Here is an 18,921-nt window from a genome sequence, read left to right as displayed (position 1 = left end):
CGCCCCGAACTACCTCAGGCCGAGCCGCGCGCGGCCCAGTCGCGCAGGGTGTCGATGCGGGCCTTGAGCTGGTCGGCGTTGGCGACCGCGGCCGGCGGGCCGCCGCACTCCTTGCGGAGCCTGTTGTGGGTCACCCCGTGGGGAGTCTTGGTGCGGTGGTGCCAGGCGGCGACCAGGCCGTTGAGCTCGCGGCGGAGCACGGCGAGCTGCTCGTGGGCGGCGACCGCGGCGACGGGCTCGTCGGCAGCGACCGGCGCGGAGGCCGACTTCTGCTTGCGGGCCCGGTCGCTCTGCCGCTGCTGGAGCAGCGTCTTCATCTGGTCGGCGTCGAGAAGCCCGGGGATGCCGAGGAAGTCCATCTCCTCCTCCGAACCAACGTGCACCTCGCCGGAGTGGCCGAACTCGCCGCCGTCGAAGAGCACCCGGTCGAAGCGTGCCTCGGAGCCCATGGCCTCCCAGGCTCCCAGCTCCTCCTCGGAGGCGCCCTCCTCGGCGTTGGCCGCGGCCATCAGCGCGTCCTCGGCGGCGAAGATGTCGTCCTCGCTGGTGACCTTCTTGCCGAGCACGTGGTCGCGCTGCAGCTCCAGCTCGGAGGCGAAGCCGAGCAGGTTCGGGACGGACGGCAGGAAGACGGAGGCGGTCTCACCCCGCGTACGAGCACGTACGAAGCGCCCCACCGCCTGCGCGAAGAAGAGCGGCGTCGAGGTGGTGGTCGCGTAGACCCCGACCGCGAGCCGGGGCACGTCGACGCCCTCGGAGACCATCCGGACCGCGACCATCCAGCGGTCGTCGGACTCGGAGAACTTGGCGATCTTCTTCGAGCCGGCCTTCTCGTCGGAGAGCACCACGGTCGCGCTCTGCCCGGTGATGGTCTTCAGCGTCTTGGCGTAGGAGCGCGCCGAATCCTGGTCGGTCGCGATGACCAGCCCGCCCGCGTCCGGGACGTGGCGCCGCACCTCGGTCAGGCGCTTGTCGGCGGCCGCGAGCACGGACGGGATCCACGATCCGGCCGGGTCGAGCGCGGTCCGCAGCGCCTGCGAGGTCAGGTCCTTGGTGAGCGGCTCGCCGAGGTGGGCGGCGATCTCGTCGCCGGCCCGGGTGCGCCACTGCATCTGTCCCGAGTAGGCCATGAACAGCACCGGGCGGACGACGTGGTCGCGCAGCGCCTCGGCGTAGCCGTAGGTGTAGTCGGCCGCCGAGCGCGGGATCCCGTCCTCGCCGGGTGCGTAGGTGACGAACGGGATCGGGTTGGTGTCGGAGCGGAACGGCGTGCCGGTCAGCGCCAGCCGCCGCGCGGCCGGCTCGAAGGCCTCCCGGACCCCCTCTCCCCACGAGAGCGCGTCGCCGGCGTGGTGCACCTCGTCGAGGATCACCAGCGTCTTGAACCGCTCGGTGCGGATCCGCATCGCCAGCGGGTTGACCGCCACCCCGGCGTACGTCACCGCGATCCCGACGTAGTCGGCCGAGGTCTTGCCCTGGCCCGCTGAGTAGGTCGGGTCGATCGGGATCCCCGCCCGCGCGGCGGCCTCGGCCCACTGGACCTTGAGGTGCTCGGTGGGGGCGACGATGGTGACCCGGTCGACCAGCCTGCGGCCGAGGAGCTCGGCGGCGACGGTCAGCGCGAAGGTGGTCTTCCCGGCCCCGGGTGTCGCGACGGCGAGGTAGTCACGGGGCTGTTCGGACAGGTACTTGGACAGCGCCTCCTGCTGCCAAGCACGCAGCTTGGGCGCAGTGCCCCACGCGGCCTTGTTGGGCCACGCGGGTGTGAGGGCGCCGGGAAGCTCGGCGCTACTCACTCGTCGTCGCCCTCGCCACCGCTCGGCGGCATCCCCTCGAAGATCTCTTTGCAGTCGGGGCAGACCGGGAACTTGGACCCGTCGCGGCTCGGCACCCACACCTTGCCGCACAGCGCGACCACGGGCGTACCCATGACCATCGCCTCGGTCAGCTTGTCCTTCTCCACGTAGTGGGAGTAGCGGTCGTGGTCACCCTCCTCGGTGGGGACGTCCTGCTCGCGGATGTCCTCCCGTTCCTTGACGGCTTCTTTCGTGCCGAATCCCAGGATGCCCATGCCCCCAACCTTACTAGCCCGCTAATTCAGTTCGGGGTCGGGCGGTCGCGTGGCGTGGAAGGCCAGCTCACCGGGCTGGCGCCGGAGCACCGCTGCCCACATCGAGCTCACGTCGTCGAGGAAGGAGTCGTACGGCTCGCCGTCGACCACATACCAGGACCCTTCGTCCACCTCACCCTGGAGCTGAGCCGCGCCCCAGCCGGCGTATCCGGCGAAGATCCGCAGCCGCGACAAGGTGCCGTCGACCAGCTCGACGGGCGTGTCGAGGTCGAGCAGCCCGAGGCGTCCGACGACGGGCCGGAAGCCCAGCGGCGGGTCGTCGGAGTCGACCAGGAGCGCGACCGCGATCGCGGAGTCCTTGCTCACCGGGCCGCCCTGGAAGAGGACGTCGGGATCGGCGACGGAGGTCGCCCACGGGTGCAGCACCTCGGCGACCGGCACGGGCGAGGGCCGGTTCAGCACCACGCCGAGCGCACCGTCGTCGTTGACCTCGATCAAGAGCACCACGGTGTCGACGAAGTTGGGGTCGCGAAGCTCCGGGGTGGCTACCAGCAGCCGCCCGGCGCGTACGTCCTTCTGCTCCGTCATGACGCCATGATCGCACCACCCCGGTCACGCCACCCGCAACAAGAAACCAACAATGCCCGCTGATCGGGACGAGACAGGAAAAGGCCCCGGGGCCGGCACTTAGGGAGGTGCGGAGGGAGTCCGCGGAGGGAGCGCACCGGCGCCCGGGGCCTGGTCAGACGGCCCGTACGCAGCTTCAGGCTGCCGAGCGGACCGCTCGGAGCATGTCGACGAGGCCGGCGAAGGGCCCGCGCTCGACGACTTCGGCGGCCGGTGCGTACTCGGCACGGGCACGCGCCTCGATCATCGAGCCGAGACGGACGCACTCGGCGTCGGCGAAGGCGCCGCGGCCGGCCATGACCGCGAGGGTCAGGTGCTCCTTGGTCTGCGCCTTGGCCAGCGCGGTGGCCATCGCGTCGTCGACCGGAAGGGCGTGGTAGCGGTCGAGGACCGCGCGGATGCCGGGCAGGTCGTCGGCAGCGCCGTGCCAAGCCCGGACGACGGCGTCCTCGAGGTCCATCGGCTGGTTGGCGAGCTCGGACTCGATGCGGCCAGAAAGGCGCGTGTGCCAGCGCAGCTGCAGGGCGGCGAGCAGGTCGAGCTCGTCGGTGAAGGTTTCGGTGACGCCGGGAAGATCCATGGGCAGCAGACCGTCTCGACGCTCGTCGATGACGGTGACCACGCCGCGGAGGATCTCCCCGCGCTTGTGATGGCTGGTCCAGCTCATTTGTCGGCTCCTTGCGGAAGGTGAGCACTCACATACCGTGAGTACGTACCTATAGTATTGGACATACTGACGGTATGGCCAACACCTGGGACGGTGATTCCGAACACGGCCGTTAGAGTGGACGGGTGGCAAAGTCGTCCGTGAGCAAGCTCGTCCCCAAGGTTCCTCCGCTTCCGTCGGTGCCGGGGATGTCACGGAGGCAGCAGTTCTCCGCCTCGACCAAGAAGACGCTCGTCGAGGTCGCCGAGCGGCTCTTCACCGAGCACGGCTACGCAAGCACCTCGCTGGACGCCATCGTGGCCGGAGCCGAGGTCACCAAGGGTGCGCTCTACCACCACTTCAGCGGCAAGCAGGCGCTCTACGAGGTCGTCTTCGAGAAGGTCGAGGCCGCCACCGCGCAGAGCATCGACGCCGCCATGCGCGAGACGAAGGACCCCTGGGAGCAGGCCCGGGCCGGGCTGCGTACGTTCCTGGAGGCCGTCCAGCAGCCCACCTACCGCCGCATCGTCGTGCAGGAGGGTCCGGCCGTCCTCGGCTACCAGCGCTACCGCGAGCAGGAGGAGCGCTCCACCTTCACCGTCGTCGAGGACATCGTCGCCGCCGTCCTGCGGGCCGGTGACCGGACCGTCGACGACGAGATGGTGGCGACCTTCGCCCGGCTCTTCTTCGGGGCGATGTCGGCGGCCGGCGAGTCCGTCACCGAGGCCAGCGACCCCGAGGACGCGGCCGAGCGCATCGAGCTGGCCGTGACCTACCTGCTGACCGGGGTCCAGACCCTGGCGAAGCAGGGCGTCAAGGTCGAGGACATGCGCTGAGAGCCCGCTCTCTCCGCACTACTTGACGATCACGCCACCGGGCTCGACCTGACCGTTGCCCTTCGGGATCAGATCCAGCCAGACCTTGCCCGGCGGGATCTCGATCGCGGCGCCGCTGGCGTCGGTGAACGTCACCGCACCCTTCTCGCCCTTCTTCACCCAGGTCGCCTCGACGATCTGGCCGGCGCGCATGATCCACGCCTTGCCCCGGCCGGTGAAGTGGGAGACCGGCACGATCGCGCCGCCCGGGTCCTTGTAGGGGGCGATGGTGGTCTTGGTCTGCGCGACCACGACCGTGTCGGCGAGGAACTGGCCGCTCTTGGACATGTAGTTGTTCTGCAGGCGGTACTTGCCGCCCTTGAAGACCCAGTTGTCCGTGCGCGCCTGGGAGAACTTCACGTCGACGGCCTTGGCGGGCTTGCCACCGGCCAGCTTGGTGGTCGCGTCGCCCCAGGGCATGAAGTCGCCGGGCCGCTTCGCCTTGCCGTCCTTCGCGGCCGCGTTGCCGGCCTTCGCGACCTTGCCGACCACGCTGTGCAGGAAGTCGTGGGGCTTGCTGGTGTCACGTACGACGTAGGGGGTGGACATGTCGATCCACGAGATGTCGTGCTTCTTCAGCTGCGCGAAGGTGTACGGCGCCGCACCGCTGGTCATGATCTTGGCATTGATCGGCGCGGCGATACCCGCGTCGGTCGCCCGCATCGAACGGACCGGACCGGCCTCCTTGGGAAGCTGGGAGTAGTACGCGACGGCCAGCCGGGTCACGCCACCCTCGACCAGCTCCTGGACGACCATGTCGGCCTTGGCGAGACCGTACTGCGGGTCGCTGGCCGCGGTGTTGTCGATCTTGACGATGTAGGCGGGGTGCTTGCGTGCGGCGGTCTGCCCCTCGGGGAGCTCGACGCCCGTCAGCGGCTCGTGGTCGGGCTCAGCGGGCGCGGACGGCGACGGCTTCGCCTCCGTGGGCTCCTCAGAGGACCCACAGCCGGTCAGGACCAGACCCGCAGCGGTCAGCGTCGCCGCTGCTCGCAGGAGGAACCCCGGGCGGGACGTACGCATCATCGATCTCCATCTGAATCGGCTCACTACCAAGACGAGTGTCAGACGGTAATCGTTGCGGTCAACGGGCCCGCGCCCGGGGTTCCTTCTTCGGAGGACTCAGGCGACGGTGGCGCCACCGTCGACGTAGAGCGTCTGGCCGGTGATGTAGGACGCCTCGTCGCTGGCCAGGAAGACCGCGGCGGCGGCGATGTCGGCGGGCTCGCCGACGCGCTTGACCGGGTTGGCGTCGGCCGAGAGCTTGCGGAACTCGTCCACGTCGAGGCCGAGGCGGGCCGCGGTCTGGTCGGTCATCTCGGTGGCGATGAACCCCGGCGCGATGGCGTTCACGTTGACGCCGAACGGACCGAGCTCGAGCGCGAGGGTGCGGGTGAAGCCCTGCACGCCGGCCTTGGCCGCGGAGTAGTTGGCCTGGCCACGGTTGCCGGTGGCCGAGGTGGACGAGACGTTGATGATCTTGCCGTACTTCTGCTTCACGAAGACCGCCTGCGCGGCCTTCGACATCAGGAAGTGGCCCTTGAGGTGGACGTTCATGACCAGGTCCCAGTCGTCCTCGGTCATCTTGAAGAGCAGGTTGTCGCGGGTGATGCCGGCGTTGTTCATCAGGATGTGCAGGCCGCCGAGCTCCTCGACGACGCGCGCGACCGCGGCCTCGGTGTCTTCGGCCTTGGCGACGTTGGCGCCGATGCCGACCGATTTGGCGCCCTCGGCGAGCGGAAGCTTGGCGGCAGCCTCAGCGGCGGCGGCCTCGTCGAGGTCGATGATCGCGACCGAGGCACCCTCCTCGGCGAAACGCGTGGCGACTCCGAAACCGATCCCGCGCGCTGCACCGGTGATGACTGCGACGCGTCCGTCGAAACGACCCATGACTCAAACTCCTTTGGTTGTGACCAGGCCCACGAACACGTGCGGCCCCCGCCGACAATAGCGAGGGCCGTACGTCATGTCGCGAGGTGTCTACTGATTGGTAGCCACTACTGGTTCGCCAGCCAAGCGTCGCGCGCGGCCACGCCCAGGTCGGGGTGGTCGGTGAAGAACGCGTCCACACCGGCGTCGAGGTAGGGACCGACCTCGCAGCCGAGATCGCCGATCGCGATCGGGTCGGTGCCGACGCGGCACTCGGTCGGGAGGTACTTGTTCTCGGCGCGCATGGTCCAGATGACGGTCGGCAGCCCGACGCGCTCGGCGCGGTCGGCGAGGTCGGTGGCCTCGCCCAGGGTGCCGTCCGCGTTGCGCGGGATGAAGTAGAACTTGTACGGCGCCACCTGGTCGGCGTACCGCTTGATGCCGCGCAGACCCTTGTCGGTGACCAGGTAGTCGTTGGTCACGCCGGTGCCGGCCACCACCTGGTCGTAGGGCGCACCACCGAAGTCGATCAGCTGCACCAGCTTGGTGTCGACCATGCGGTTGAGGTCCTTGAGGTTGCTGACCTCGAAGGACTGGATGACAGCCGCGGCGCGCTTGCCGCCGAGACCGTGGCGCTTGAGGCTCTTCGCGAGCGGCTCCTCCAGCGAGAGACCGATGGAGTCGAAGTACGTCGGGTGCTTGGTCTCCGGCGCGACGCCGATGGTGCGGCCGGTCTCGGCCTCCTTGGCGTCGACCAGGTCGAGCACCTCGTCGAGGGTCGGCACCTCGTAGAGGCCGTTGTACGCGGTGTTGGCCGGACGGTCGCCCGGGATGCGCTCCTTGGCGCGCAGCGTCTTGAGCTCGGCGAGGGTGAAGTCCTCGGTGAACCAGCCGGTCAGCGCGTTGCCGTCGATGGTCTTGGTCGTCTTCCGAGCCGCGAACTCGGGGTGGTCGGCGACGTCGGTCGTGCCGGAGATCTCGTTCTCGTGGCGGGCGACGAGCACGCCGTCCTTGGTCGAGACCACGTCGGGCTCGATGAAGTCGGCACCCTGCTGGATGGCCAGGTCGTACGCCGCCAGGGTGTGCTCGGGCCGGTAGCCGGAGGCACCGCGGTGACCGAAGACGATCGGGTCGGCCTGCTTGTGCTTGGCCGCCTGGGCGGCGGTCGTGGTGGTGGCCGTCGCGGAGGCGGGGTGCGAGACCAGAACGGTCCCGGCGGCGAGCGCCGCGACGGCGGCAAGCGCGAGAGTACGCATGCGAGTGGGGTTCAGCGTGATCATGCCCAGATCACACCGGCCCCGGGAGTCGCTGGGGCCGGTGTGCGGTGAACGCGGCGTGACGATCTGCCGAAGCGACTCAGGCGGCATCGCCCAAGTCTAGGGACGGCGTACGCCGCCCGGCGATCACTTCACGGAGCACGTCGGGGTTGTTGGTGATGATGCCGTCGACACCGCGGTCCAGGACGGCGCTCATGGTCGCGGCGTCGTTGACCGTCCAAGAATGGATGTGCATCCCGAGCGCGTGCACCCGAGCGACGTAGCCCGCGTCGAAGGAGCCGAAGTGCGGGTTGATCTGGTCGGCCCAGGTGTAGCTGTCCAGGTCGGCGTAGGCAGGGGTGCCGAGCAGGCCGACCGGCACCTCGGGCTGGATGCCCTTGTAGGTCTTCATCGAGTCGAAGTCGAAGCTCTGCACCGCGAGACGGCCGGCGGCGACGGCGGAGTCGATGTAGCCCGGGAACGAGTCGAACTCGGCCGCGACCTTCTTCTCGATCCCCGGGTAGAGCGCCGGCGACTTGAGCTCCATCAGGATCCCGGACCGTGTCGGCCGCACCTGCTCGACCATCTCCTTCAGCGTCGGCACCGGCTCGCCGGCGTACTCCTCGCTGAACCAGGAGCCGGCGTCCAGCGTCTTGATCTCGGCAAGGGTGAAGTCCTTGACGTTCCACGGCGAGCGGCCGGGGAAGCGCTGCTCGACGTCGGTGGTGCGCGACAGGGTGGTGTCGTGCATCAGCACGAGCACGCCGTCCTTGGTGGCCTGCACATCCGACTCGATCCAGTCGGCCCGCTGCTCGATGCCGACGGCGAAGGCCGCGAGGGTGTTCTCCGGGGCGTACGCGCTCGCCCCACGGTGGGCGGTCACGGTGATGTCGTCGGCCCGGTTGGCCTCGACGGCGTTGACCGCCACCGGAACGATCATCGTGCCTGCTGCCAGCGCGACGCCGGCCAGTGTTGAGGTGAAGGTCTTGGACGCGACGGACGACAGCGACATTGCGCACTCCCGGGATCAGTGGACAACAACTGATCTCGAGTGAATCGGCCCTCCCCGACCTCGCCCCGACGCCTTGATGGCCGAAGCCGTACGCCTCGGTGAACTCAGCCTGGAGTCAGCCCAGCACGGCACGGAGCCGGTCGGCGTACTCCTTCTGCTCGCCGGCGGCGTACTTGTGGCGAGGCCAGAAGAAGCCCTTGAGGCCGTCGCCGCGGGTGCGGGGGACGACGTGCAGGTGGAGGTGTGGGACGGACTGACTGACCACGTTGTTGACCGCGACGAAGCTGCCCTGGGCGCCGAGTCCGTCCACGACGGCAGAGGCCAGGCGCTGGGCGTTGGCGACGAAGCGTTCGTGCAGGTCAGGAGGGAGATCGAGGAGTGTGGCGAGATGCTGTCTGGGCACCATCAGGATGTGGCCCTTCTGCACCGGCCGATGGTCGAGGAAGGCCAGGAAGCCCTCGTCCTCGAAGACGACCTCGGCCGCGAGGTCACCGGCGACGACGTCGCAGAAGACGCAGCTCACGACTCGTCTCCCCACGACAGCGTCGCGACCACGAGGTCGACGGTCGGCAGGGCCAGGTCGGCGAGGTCGGGGTGCGGGAAGGAGTAGATCAGCCGCGACTCGTAGAGCCGGTCGGGCGAGGCCACCCACCGCTCCCCCACCGTCGTCGTCTCGGCCTGCAGCGGGTGCCGCACCATGCCGAACGGGGCGGGCCGGCTCAGCGCGACCGCCAGCCCGGCCGGGCGCCGCCCGACCCGCTGCAGCCAGAAGGCCAGGAACGCCGCGCCCTGCTCGACGGCCGCATCCTTGGCGGCAGCCATCCACTGTGCCCAGTCGGGCTGCTCGACCCTGGACCGCTGCACCTTCGGGAGGACCTTGGCGGCCAGGTCGGCGAGCTGGTAGTCGCGTACGTCCTCGTCGGACATGTCCACGACGTACCACTCCTGCGCCTTCGGCAGCCGCAGGTCGACGTGCGGCTTGGGACCGATCGCCTTGAGCACATCCTTGATCCCCGCCCGAAACCGGTTCGGCCCGGCCGGGTCGAAGGTGACGTACGCGATCTCCTCGATGTTGGCAGTGAGGAACTCCCGCAGCCCGTCGGCGTTGCGCAGCTGCGCGCGCCGCCGGGTGTCCTCGGCGAGGAAGGTCTCCAGCGCCTCCTGGGAGGAGAAGAGCATCGCCTCGTACGGTGGCCGGTTGCCGCGATCCCCTGGAAAGACCCTGATCCGGGCCTCGTCGAGCTGGGGAACGACAACCTGCCCCGTACGCAGCGCGGCACCGACCGCGTCGGCGTCGGCGGCGGCGAGCGCCGCCTCCAGCGCGCGGTTACGGTAGCCGTCGATCATCATCCGAGGCTAACGCCTCGGAACCGGTCGAAACGGTCTAGACGGCACCGAGACGCTGTGGCGTGTCGTCGTCGCAGGTCGCGAAGAAGTTGCCGACCTCATCGACCATGTGGCTGAACGACTCCGCCGCGAAGAGCACCGGCTGGTAGTGGGTGATGTCGTAGTCGACCGTCGCCATCTGGGCGAAGTCGAGCGGACGTACCTCCACCTCGTGCATCTCCTCGATCTCGCCGTAGGAGGAGAGCAGCCCGGCCCCGTAGGCCTTGATGTCACCGTCCTCGTACAGCACGCCGAACTCGATGGTGAACCAGAAGACGTCGGCGACGACCTGGAGCGCCTCCCTGGTCTGGACACGACGCGCAGCGGCGCCGGCCAGGCGCTTGACCTCGGCGACCTGAGGATCGGCGAGGAGGTTCCCATGGCCGATCACCTCGTGGATGATGTCGGGCTCCGGGGTGTAGAGCGGCACGGCGTGGTGACGCAGATACTGCGTCGAGTGGAACTGCCCGTCGGCCAGGCTCCCGTAGAACTCCTCCAGCGGGACGATCCCCGCGGCCGGGACGTACTCGAAGCCGGTCAGCGGCTTCAGGCCGGCGCTGACCTCATCGAGCTGTGGCACCCGGTCCTGCGGGAGGTTGAGGGCCTCCACGGCCGCGATGTAGTTGCGGCAGGCGTACTTCGCGTGCAGCGGTGCGATCTCACGGCACACCGTGCGCCAGATCTCGTTCTCCGTGTCTGTGTAGTCGATCCGGGGCACCGGCTGCCCCGGCTTCCAACCGAGCGCCGCGCCAGCGATCTCGCTGCGTCGTGCCCGGTAGTCCTGGTCCGCGAACCCGGGGTGGTTGTCCCCCAGATGCACCTCGACCTGCCCATCCTCGCCCACGGTGACGGGCGAGTAGAGCTGTCCTTCCTCGAACATCCTTACCTCCATGTGACGTACGCCTCACAACCCTATCGCGCACGCAAGAGAAGTCATCTCGCCAGGGAGGTGAACAACAGGAAGTCTTCCGCCCACCGAAACATCAGCCACACGGAACCAAGGGGGTGCGGGTGGCGAAGCCCCCGCCGCGACGCGAAGCGTCGCCTGAAAATGACAAACCGACGTGGCCCTCCGAATGGAGGGCACACGTCGGCCAAAGGTTTGTGGAGCTGCGGGGAATCGAACCCCGGTCCTCGAGCGCCGTGCCAGGTCTTCTCCGGGTGCAGTCTGTGGGTGGCGTTCTCTCATCCCCGGGGCTCGACGCAGACACGTCCCCGACAGGCTCAGCCGACTAGATGTCCCTCATGCCCCGTCGGCATGTGCATGAGGTGGAGTCTCCTAGATGACGCCTGGATCCGAGCCGGAGACGGATACTCGGTCAGACGCTTCGATCACCGCGTCAGGCGGCGAGAGCGAAGGAACTGCGCTTAGCGTTGGCAGTTATTGGTTTCCAGCGATCGTTTACGAGATGACGCTGGCTCCTCGACCCGCTTCCCCTGGGAGCAACGTCCCAAGTCGAAACCGATCAGCCCCTTTTGATTTGTCAATGCCCGTTGTGCAGGCAGTAAGAGAACACTACCGCCCCAGGCGGGTATTCCCCACTCGGTTATCCCTTCATCCCCTTGAGCTTCCGGCCGACCTCGACCTCGGCCTCCCGCTTGGCCGTACGCTCGGCGATGGTGTTGCGCTTGTCCCACGACTTCTTGCCCTTGGCGACGCCGATCTCGACCTTGGCGCGACCGTTGAGGAAGTAGAGGGCGAGGGGGACGACGGTGAGGCCCTTCTCGGAGACCTTGCGCTCGATCTTGTCGATCTCGGCACGGTGCAGGAGGAGCTTGCGCTTGCGGCGGGCGGAGTGGTTGGTCCAGGTGCCGTTGAGGTATTCGGGGATGTGGATCCCGTGGATCCAGGCCTCGCCACGGTCGATGTCGACGAAGCCGTCGACCAGGGAGGCGCGACCCTCACGCAGCGACTTCACCTCGGTGCCCTGCAGGACCATGCCGGCCTCGTAGGTGTCCTCGATGTGGTAGTCGTGTCGCGCCTTCTTGTTCTGCGCGATCATCTTGCGCCCCTGCTCCTTCGCCATTCCTCCATTCTCTCAGGCGCAGGGTCATGACCGCGAAACGTTTAGGGACCGAGTCACAGACCCAGCAGCGGCATCGGGTCGATGATCTCGCCGTCCCGGAGGATCATGAAGTGCAGATGGCATCCGGTGGACCAGCCGGTAGTCCCGGCGAGCCCGATGACATCGCCGCGCGCGACCGTGTCGTCGACGTCGCTCCGGTACGCCTCGAGGTGGTTGTAGACGGCCGTGTAGGAGTGCCCGTTGATGTTGCCGAGGAACAGGTGCAGTCGGTTTCCGTACGCGTCGTTCCACTCCTGCGCGATGACCGTGCCCGACTCGGCAGCCCGCAGGGGCGTGCCGCAGGGGGCGTGCAGGTCGACGCCGTCGTGCAGCTTGTACTCCCCCGTGGTCGGGTGGGTGCGCATCCCGTAGGGCGAGGTGACGTAGGAGTCCGCGACGGGCATCGCCAACATGCCCACGAGCGTGTCGACGGTCCGGTTCTGCGCGCCCTCGGCGAGCGCGGCGATCTTCTCCTTGAGCGCCGCATCCTGCTTCTCGAGCTCGGCGAGGACCTTGCGGTCCTCCTCGGCGAGCTCGGCGGCCTTCGTCCTGGCCGCCGCGGTCCGCGTCACCAGGGCCGAGATCTCGTCGCGGGCCTCGGCCGCGCGGGCTCGGAGCCGCTTGACCTCGGCGACCTTCCTGGCGGCAGTCCTCTCGGTCGCCGCCACCGCCGCGGTGGCCCGGCGCTGGCCGCGTTCGCGACGGGCAACCAGGCGCTCCCCGGCCTGCAGCCGCTCCAGCGTGCTGGCCTTCGAGGAGGTCACCGCGTCGGTGTAGTTGCGCCGCCGCATCAGCTCCTCCAGCGTCGCGCCCTCGAGCAGCGCCGAGAACTCCTGGAGCCGCGGGTCGCCGACGGCGGTGAACTCCTCCAGGATCGTGTCGCGCAGGTCGTCCTGGGACGCGGCCGCCCGTTTCCGCGCGGTGCGCAGGTCCGTACGCGCAGCCTCGAGCACGGCTCGCTGCCGCTCCAGGGACGCCTCGGCACGGCGGTGCTCACGGGCGGCCGCCCGCAGGCGTACGTCGATCTTCTCGAGCCGGGACCGGGCGCCGGCCAGCTTCTTCTGGGCGGCGGCCAGGGCCCTGGTGGCCCGCTGCAGAGCGTCGCTGGAGTGCTCGACGGCGTGCTGGGCCGCCTCCTTCTCCTTCTCGATCTGCTCCTGCTGGTCCTCGAGCGAGTCGTCGGCTCGGGCGAGCGGGGTGATCAGCGTCCCGGCGAGCACGCAGCCGATGAGCAGCGCGAGCAGGGGACGGCTCAGACGGATGGCGCCGAGTCGCGCGGGGTGCATAGCATTGCCTCCGGTGGCAGTGGGGGATGACCGGACGAGCAGGTGACGATACCCCCCAGGGCTCAGCCGCCAGAGTTCAGCCCAGCAGTGGTGCCGGGTCCACCGGAGTGCCGTCGCGCAGGATCGTGAAGTGCAGGTGGCAGCCCGTGGACCAGCCGGTGGTCCCTGCGTACGCCACGGTCTCACCGCGTCCGACGGACCCCGAGGTCCTCGCGTAGCTCGAGATGTGGTTGTAGACGGCGGTGTAGGAGTGCCCGTTGACCTTGCCGAGATACAGGTGCAGGCGGTTGCCCCACACGCTGGAGTACGAGGTCGAGATGATCTGCCCCGAGTCGACGGCGAGCAGCGGGCGGCCACAGGGCGCGGAGAAGTCGGTGCCGTTGTGCAGCGAGACGTAGCCGTAGATCGGGTGCTTGCGGATGCCGTAGGGCGAGGTGACGTAGGTGTCGGTCACCGGCGGCCCGAAGAGCCCGCCGACCGACCCGACGTTGCGGTCGGAGCCGGAGCTCGCCGAGGCGAGCGACCGGATCTTCGTACGCAGCGCCGACTCCTCGGCCTCGAGCTTGCGCAGCTCGGCGGCGTCCGCCGCCCGGGCCGCCTCGGCCGACTGCTTCGCGGTGGCCGCCTGGTCGGCGAGCGTGGACATCTCGGCGTGGGCCGCGGCGGCCTGGTCCCGGAGCGAGTCGACCTCGGCGACCAGCTGCCGGGCCTCCTTCTCCTTGGCCGCGATGGCGTCGGTCGCCTCCTGCACCTCGCCCTCGCGGACGACGAGCATGGTCTCGGTCGCCTCCATCCGCTGGAGGGTGGCGTCCTGCCCGGCGGAAGCCGCGTCGACGTACGTCTGCTGCCGCATCAGGTCCTCGAGGGAGCCTCCGGAGAGCAGCGCCGCCGCCTGGGCGAGCCGCGGGTCTCCCCCGGTGAACCGGGTCAGGATCGCGTCGCGCATCTCCTCGCGCTGAACCTTCACCTCGGCCTGGCCCTCGGCGAGCTCCCGCTTCGCCTCGGCGAGCAGCAGCTTCTGCTCGGCGAGCTCGGCCTCGAGCTTGGTGTGCGCGGCCTGCACCTCGACCAGCTTGGCGTTGAGCTCGTCGAGGCGGGTCTGGGCCTGGTCGAGCTTCTTCCGGGCCGCGGCGTACGTCGCCGACGCCTTGCGCAGGCCGGCGCTGGAGTGCTCGAGATCCTCGGCGGCGGCCTTCTGGTCCTGCTGGACCTCGCGCTGCTCCTGCTCGAGGCGGTCCTTCTCGTCGGCGGAGGAGGGAAGGGTGGGCGAGAGCAGCACGGCGGCCACCACGGCGCAACTGAGCACAGCGGCGAGCGAACCGGCACGGGGGAAGACGTGCACGGCTCGACGGTAGGGGATCCGGGTCAGACCTTGATGTATTTGCGGGTGAGCAGGAGTGTCGGGACCAGCGTGAGCAGGATGCCGAGGATCGCGACGATCGCGAAGGAGCTGAAGAACTCCTCCCAGCCGACCCACTGGGTCACCGCGGTGGACGAGAGCCGCTGCTCGACGCCGAAGTACATCACCGCGGCCAGCGCGATCCCGGACAGCCCGATCCCGACCAGGGCCACCACGAGCGACTCCAGGAGGAACGGCAGCGCGATGTAGAGGGTCGAGGCACCGACCAGTCGCATGATCCCGATCTCACGACGGCGGGCGAAGGCCGCCAGCCGGATGGTGTTGGCGACCAGCAGCAGCGCCGCGATGACCAGCACGATCGCGCCGACCAGCGCCGCGCTCTGCAGCCCGTCGACGGCGGCGAGGATGGGTCCGGTGACCTCGTGGACGTCACCGACGTGGTCGATGCCGTCCAGGCCGGCCACCGCCTCGATGATCTCCGCGGAGTGGTGCGGGTCGGTCATCGTGACCCAGTAGGACTCCCACATGTCGCTGGACTTGACCACCGGGTCGGGACCGCTGACGCCTTCGACGTCGAGAGCCTGCAGCCGCTCGTAGGCCTGCTCCTGGCTCTCCTCCTCGATCTTGTCGACGTACCTGTTGTCCTCGAGGGCGTCGGTGATGACCTTCTTCTGGCTGTCGTCGACGGCACCGGCGCACTGCGGGTTGCGGTCGTTGGCGCCGTTGCACATGTAGAAGGTGATCTGCAGCTCGTCGCCCCAGACCTCCTCGGTCAGCTGGGCCTGCTCACGCAGCAGCAGGCCGACGCCGGCGAGGGTGAGCGAGACGAGCAGCGTCAGGGCCACCGCGACGTGCATCGACAGGTTGCGGCGTAGCCCCTGGCGGAGCTCGGTGAATACATAGCGCAGCTGCATGGCGGGTCGAGGAACCTTTTCTGGGTTGTGGGACCTGGTCGAGAACGAGGGTCAGCTCAGAGCTGAAGCCTCAGAGCTGGCGCCTCAGAATTGGGCACCGTAGCCGCCCTGGACCTGGTCGCGTACGAGGTGGCCGTGCTCGAGCTCGATGACGCGCTTGCGCATCTGGTCGACCATCTGGACGTCGTGGGTCGCCATCACGATCGTGGTGCCGGACCGGTTGATGCGGTCGAGCAGGCGCATGATGCCGACGGTGTTGCCGGGGTCGAGGTTTCCGGTCGGCTCGTCGGCGATCAGGATCATCGGCCGGTTGATGAACGCGCGGGCGACGGCCACGCGCTGCTGCTCACCACCGGAGAGCTCGTCGGGCATCCGGTCGCCCTTGCCGTCGAGACCGACCAGCTCGAGCGTCTCCGGGACGCGCTCCCGGATCTCGCGGTTGGAGTGACCGGTCACCTGCATCGCGAAGGCGACGTTCTCGGCGACGTTCTTGTTGGCCAGGAGGCGGAAGTCCTGGAAGATCGTGCCGACCTGGCGGCGCAGCCGCGGCACCTTCCAGCCGGCGAGCCGGTTGATCTCCTTGCCGGCGACGTAGACCCGACCGGTGGTCGGGCGCTGCTCGCGCAGCATCAGCTTGAGCGCCGTCGACTTCCCCGAGCCGGATTGGCCCACGAGGAAGACGAACTCCCCCTTCTGGATGTCGATCGAAAGGCTGTTGAGGGCGGGGCGCGCCTGCCCTGGGTAGGCCTTGCTGACCTTCTCGAAGCGGATCACCGCACCGAGGGTAGTGCAACGGTGGTGGGCTCAGCACTTCGGCTCGGACATACCTGCCCCTGTACTCTGACGGCGTGCGCTCTGCAGTCCGGATCCTCATCGGTGCCGTAGTCCTCACCGCGATCGCGGTCGGGGTCGGCGTACTCACCCTGAAAGACGACGAGCCCGAGGTCCCCGAGGTGAAGGGCGACCTGAGCACCACGGACACCACCACGATGCACGTACGCCGCGGCGCGTTCTGCGACCGCGTCCCGACCGAGGACGCGACCGAGGCGCTCGGCGGAGCCGCCGCCGAGAAGAAGGCGTACGGCGACGGCGACCAGACCGCCATCTCGGGCCAGGTCAACGACGTCGCGCAGGAGTACGGCTGCATCTGGACCGGGCCGGAGGACTCGGCCACCTCGGCGCGGGCCTGGGTCTTCGCGCCGCCGGTCACCCTGGACTGGGCCACGCAGATGACCAAGAGCGTGCCCAAGGGCTGCAAGGCCGCGTCGACCCCTGCGTACGGGAAGCCGTCGGTCGCCCTCACCTGCACCGACGCGAAGAAGCAGACGAAGGTGGTCCACCGCGGCCTCTTCGGCGACGCCTGGCTCTCCTGCGAGCTCACCGGCAAGGCCGGCGAGGCGCCCGCGACGGTCCAGAAGCGCGCCTCCCGCTGGTGCCTGGTGACCCTCACCGCGGCCGCCGCCGACGCCTGAGGTTCTCGATCGAGGCCCGGTCCCGGCGCGTCGTTTGCGCCGACCCAAAGTCGAGTGCTTTAATCGACTTAGTCGCTCGGGCCGGGTAGGCACCTCACCGGGCGGCGCGCGCCGCCGCGGGCACTGAGTCAGAGCAGAGCCGGCTGGCGAGAGCGGGTGGGGTCCTTAGGGATGGGGATCCCACCCGCGACGCGGGACGCGTCGGATTCAGGACCGCGACGCGAGCCAGGCCAGGACGGTGTCGGCGAACTCGGCCGGCTGGTTGCGGTGCACGAAGTGACCGACGTCGAAGTGGACGAGGTCGGCCTGCGGGATCCGCTGGGCGACCTTCTCCAGGTCCGACTGCGGGATGTGGCTGTTGCCGCCACCGGCCACGAGCAGGGTCGGCATGGGCAGCAGCTCGAGCTGCTCCCACATCCACGCGTCGTACATCGTCGCCTCGACCAGCAGAGACGCGATGCACTCCCAGTCGTGGGGCATCGGCCGTACCGGGCGCCCGGGCGACCTGCGCTGGCGCGGCGCGGGTGGCACCACGTCCTCGATGATCAGCCGGGAGACCAGGTCGGGCCGGTGCATCGCGACCAGGAGGGCGACGTTGCCGCCGGTCGAGTGCCCGACGACCACGGCGCCCGAGATCCCGAGCGCGTCCATCGCCACGATGACGTCGTCGGCGATGAGCCGGTGGGAGTACTCCGAGGCCCAGTCCGAGTCCCCGTGCCCACGCATGTCGAAGGCATGCACCCGGTGGGCATCCGCGAACGGCGGCACCACACCCTGCCACCGTTTCGCACTGCCACCGAGCTCGTGCAACAGCACCATCGGCACCCCGTCCTCAGGGCCGTAGGCGTCAAAGACGTACGCCGCGCCTCGGCCTGGGAGTGGAAGCCTGGTGCGCGTCAGCGCAACCATCGGGTCAGTTCTGTTCGGCCTTCTCGGCGCCGCGGCGCCACCGGATGCCGGCCTCGAGGAACCCGTCGATGTCGCCGTCGAAGACCGCCTGCGGATTGCCGACCTCGTAGGTCGTACGCAGGTCCTTGACGATCTGGTAGGGGTTGAGGACGTAGTTGCGCATCTGGTCGCCCCAGGAGGCGGCGACGTCGCCCTTGAGCTCCTTGATCTGCGCCTCCTCCTCGGCCTTCTTCAGCGCGAGCAGCTTGGCCTTGAGGACGATCATCGCGGCGGCCTTGTTCTGCAGCTGCGACTTCTCGTTCTGGCAGGAGACGACGGTGCCGGTCGGGATGTGGGTCAGCCGGACCGCCGAGTCGGTGGTGTTGACCGACTGGCCACCGGGGCCCGAGGAGCGGTAGACGTCGACCTTGATGTCGTTCTCGTCGATCTCGATCTCGTCGGTCTGCTCCAGCACGGGCACGACCTCGACCGCGGCGAAGGAGGTCTGACGACGGCCCTGGTTGTCGAAGGGGCTGATCCGCACCAGACGGTGGGTGCCGGCCTCGACGGAGAGGGTGCCGTAGGCGTAGGGGGCGTGGATCGCGAAGGTGGCGGACTTCAGCCCGGCCTCCTCGGCGTAGGAGGTGTCGAAGACCTCGACCGGGTACTTGTTGCGCTCGGCCCAGCGGACGTACATCCGCATCAGCATCTCGGCGAAGTCGGCGGCGTCGACGCCACCGGCGCCGGAGCGGATCGTCACCAGGGCCTCGCGGGAGTCGTACTCCCCCGAGAGCAGGGTGCGGATCTCCAGGCTCTCGACGGCCTTCTTCACCCGGCCCAGCTCGGCCTCGGACTCGGCGAGCGAATCGGCGTCGCCCTCCTCCTGGGCCATCTCGACCATCAGGCCGAGGTCCTCGATGCGGGTGCGGAGCTCGGTGAACTTGTTGAGCTCGCCCTGCAGCAGGGAGAGACGTCCGGTGACGCGGGTGGCGTTGTCCTGATCGTCCCAGAGGTCGGGCGCGGCGACCTGCTCGCCGAGGTCGGCGATCTCCTTGCGCATCGCGTCCAGGTCCAGCACCTGGCCGATGGTCTGCATCGTTGCCTGGAGCTGCTTGATCTCGGTGTCGAATTCGGGGCCTGCCACGTCTTACAGGTTACTTGACCGGTGGTTCGCCGCCCGATTCGCCGACCCCGCA

Annotated in this window: 20 protein-coding genes and 1 other RNA gene; 2 read left to right on the top strand and 19 right to left on the bottom strand. The window is 69.0% G+C overall.

What is annotated here, in order from left to right; all coding sequences use genetic code 11:
• Positions 1–14 precede the first annotated feature (14 nt).
• The 4 genes from ABTX24_RS02980 to ABTX24_RS02965 all read right to left on the bottom strand — a co-directional run bounded on the left by ABTX24_RS02980 (position 15) and on the right by ABTX24_RS02965 (position 3,365).
• Entirely contained in the window at positions 15–1,796 is a 1,782-nt protein-coding gene (locus ABTX24_RS02980) for a DEAD/DEAH box helicase (RefSeq protein WP_160024714.1), read from the bottom strand.
• Positions 1,793–2,071, bottom strand: a complete 279-nt coding sequence (locus ABTX24_RS02975; protein WP_160024715.1) for a DUF3039 domain-containing protein — start codon at positions 2,069–2,071, stop codon at positions 1,793–1,795. Before ABTX24_RS02975 ends, ABTX24_RS02980 begins: the two co-directional genes overlap by 4 nt.
• Positions 2,072–2,092: 21 nt before the next feature.
• Positions 2,093–2,659, bottom strand: a complete 567-nt coding sequence (locus ABTX24_RS02970; protein WP_160024716.1) for a YqgE/AlgH family protein — start codon at positions 2,657–2,659, stop codon at positions 2,093–2,095.
• A gap of 175 nt (positions 2,660–2,834) precedes the next feature.
• Positions 2,835–3,365, bottom strand: coding sequence for a hypothetical protein (locus ABTX24_RS02965; protein ID WP_350837319.1), 531 nt, complete (start codon positions 3,363–3,365; stop codon positions 2,835–2,837).
• A gap of 125 nt (positions 3,366–3,490) precedes the next feature.
• Here ABTX24_RS02965 and ABTX24_RS02960 point away from each other — a divergent pair, with 125 nt between their 5' ends.
• Positions 3,491–4,180, top strand: coding sequence for a TetR/AcrR family transcriptional regulator (locus ABTX24_RS02960; protein WP_350664140.1), 690 nt, complete (start codon positions 3,491–3,493; stop codon positions 4,178–4,180).
• An 18-nt stretch (positions 4,181–4,198) separates the two neighbouring features.
• Here ABTX24_RS02960 and ABTX24_RS02955 read toward each other — a convergent pair whose 3' ends face one another.
• From ABTX24_RS02955 to ftsE, 13 genes are all read right to left on the bottom strand, one after another.
• Positions 4,199–5,239 carry a DUF3048 domain-containing protein gene (locus ABTX24_RS02955; protein ID WP_160024718.1) on the bottom strand — a complete coding sequence of 347 codons (1,041 nt, stop codon included), beginning with the start codon at positions 5,237–5,239 and terminating at the stop codon, positions 4,199–4,201.
• Positions 5,240–5,338: 99 nt separating this feature from the next.
• Positions 5,339–6,106 carry an SDR family NAD(P)-dependent oxidoreductase gene (locus ABTX24_RS02950; protein ID WP_350837317.1) on the bottom strand — a complete coding sequence of 256 codons (768 nt, stop codon included), beginning with the start codon at positions 6,104–6,106 and terminating at the stop codon, positions 5,339–5,341.
• Positions 6,107–6,213: 107 nt separating this feature from the next.
• Positions 6,214–7,365, bottom strand: coding sequence for a glycerophosphodiester phosphodiesterase (locus ABTX24_RS02945; RefSeq protein WP_350837315.1), 1,152 nt, complete (start codon positions 7,363–7,365; stop codon positions 6,214–6,216).
• Positions 7,366–7,441: 76 nt separating this feature from the next.
• The gene (locus ABTX24_RS02940; protein ID WP_350837313.1) at positions 7,442–8,353 is read right to left on the bottom strand and encodes a glycerophosphodiester phosphodiesterase; all 912 of its coding nucleotides are present in this window, start codon (positions 8,351–8,353) and stop codon (positions 7,442–7,444) included.
• Between the two features lie 115 nt (positions 8,354–8,468).
• Positions 8,469–8,876, bottom strand: coding sequence for an HIT family protein (locus ABTX24_RS02935; protein ID WP_350837311.1), 408 nt, complete (start codon positions 8,874–8,876; stop codon positions 8,469–8,471).
• A complete protein-coding gene (locus ABTX24_RS02930) occupies positions 8,873–9,700 on the bottom strand; it encodes a hypothetical protein (protein WP_160024723.1) in 828 nt (275 codons plus the stop codon). Before ABTX24_RS02930 ends, ABTX24_RS02935 begins: the two co-directional genes overlap by 4 nt.
• A 37-nt stretch (positions 9,701–9,737) precedes the next feature.
• Positions 9,738–10,619: a phenylalanine 4-monooxygenase gene (locus ABTX24_RS02925; protein WP_350716189.1), complete on the bottom strand. Its 882-nt coding sequence runs from the start codon at positions 10,617–10,619 to the stop codon at positions 9,738–9,740.
• Between the two features lie 222 nt (positions 10,620–10,841).
• Positions 10,842–11,213, bottom strand: a transfer-messenger RNA (tmRNA) gene (ssrA, locus tag ABTX24_RS02920).
• 73 nt (positions 11,214–11,286) lie between these two features.
• Positions 11,287–11,766, bottom strand: coding sequence for an SsrA-binding protein SmpB (gene smpB / locus ABTX24_RS02915; RefSeq protein WP_350716188.1), 480 nt, complete (start codon positions 11,764–11,766; stop codon positions 11,287–11,289).
• A 53-nt stretch (positions 11,767–11,819) separates the two neighbouring features.
• Positions 11,820–13,091, bottom strand: coding sequence for a peptidoglycan DD-metalloendopeptidase family protein (locus ABTX24_RS02910; protein WP_350837309.1), 1,272 nt, complete (start codon positions 13,089–13,091; stop codon positions 11,820–11,822).
• A gap of 76 nt (positions 13,092–13,167) precedes the next feature.
• Positions 13,168–14,433 (bottom strand): murein hydrolase activator EnvC family protein, encoded by a 1,266-nt coding sequence (locus tag ABTX24_RS02905; RefSeq protein WP_350837307.1) that lies wholly within the window; start codon positions 14,431–14,433, stop codon positions 13,168–13,170.
• A gap of 23 nt (positions 14,434–14,456) precedes the next feature.
• Positions 14,457–15,365, bottom strand: coding sequence for a permease-like cell division protein FtsX (gene ftsX / locus ABTX24_RS02900; protein ID WP_160024728.1), 909 nt, complete (start codon positions 15,363–15,365; stop codon positions 14,457–14,459).
• 84 nt (positions 15,366–15,449) lie between these two features.
• Complete coding sequence (gene ftsE / locus ABTX24_RS02895) at positions 15,450–16,139, bottom strand: cell division ATP-binding protein FtsE (RefSeq protein ID WP_008358693.1); 690 nt, start codon at positions 16,137–16,139, stop codon at positions 15,450–15,452.
• A 74-nt stretch (positions 16,140–16,213) separates the two neighbouring features.
• Between ftsE and ABTX24_RS02890 the strand changes: the two genes are divergently transcribed.
• Positions 16,214–16,837: a hypothetical protein gene (locus ABTX24_RS02890; protein WP_350837305.1), complete on the top strand. Its 624-nt coding sequence runs from the start codon at positions 16,214–16,216 to the stop codon at positions 16,835–16,837.
• 207 nt (positions 16,838–17,044) lie between these two features.
• Here ABTX24_RS02890 and ABTX24_RS02885 read toward each other — a convergent pair whose 3' ends face one another.
• A complete protein-coding gene (locus tag ABTX24_RS02885) occupies positions 17,045–17,746 on the bottom strand; it encodes an alpha/beta fold hydrolase (RefSeq protein ID WP_350837303.1) in 702 nt (233 codons plus the stop codon).
• A gap of 4 nt (positions 17,747–17,750) precedes the next feature.
• Complete coding sequence (prfB, locus tag ABTX24_RS02880; RefSeq protein WP_160024731.1) at positions 17,751–18,869, bottom strand: peptide chain release factor 2; 1,119 nt, start codon at positions 18,867–18,869, stop codon at positions 17,751–17,753.
• Between the last annotated feature and the right edge of the window lie 52 nt (positions 18,870–18,921).

Source organism: Nocardioides sp. NPDC127514, from assembly GCF_040302125.1.
Lineage (GTDB): Bacteria > Actinomycetota > Actinomycetes > Propionibacteriales > Nocardioidaceae > Nocardioides.
This window is presented reverse-complemented; position numbering and strand designations above follow the sequence as displayed.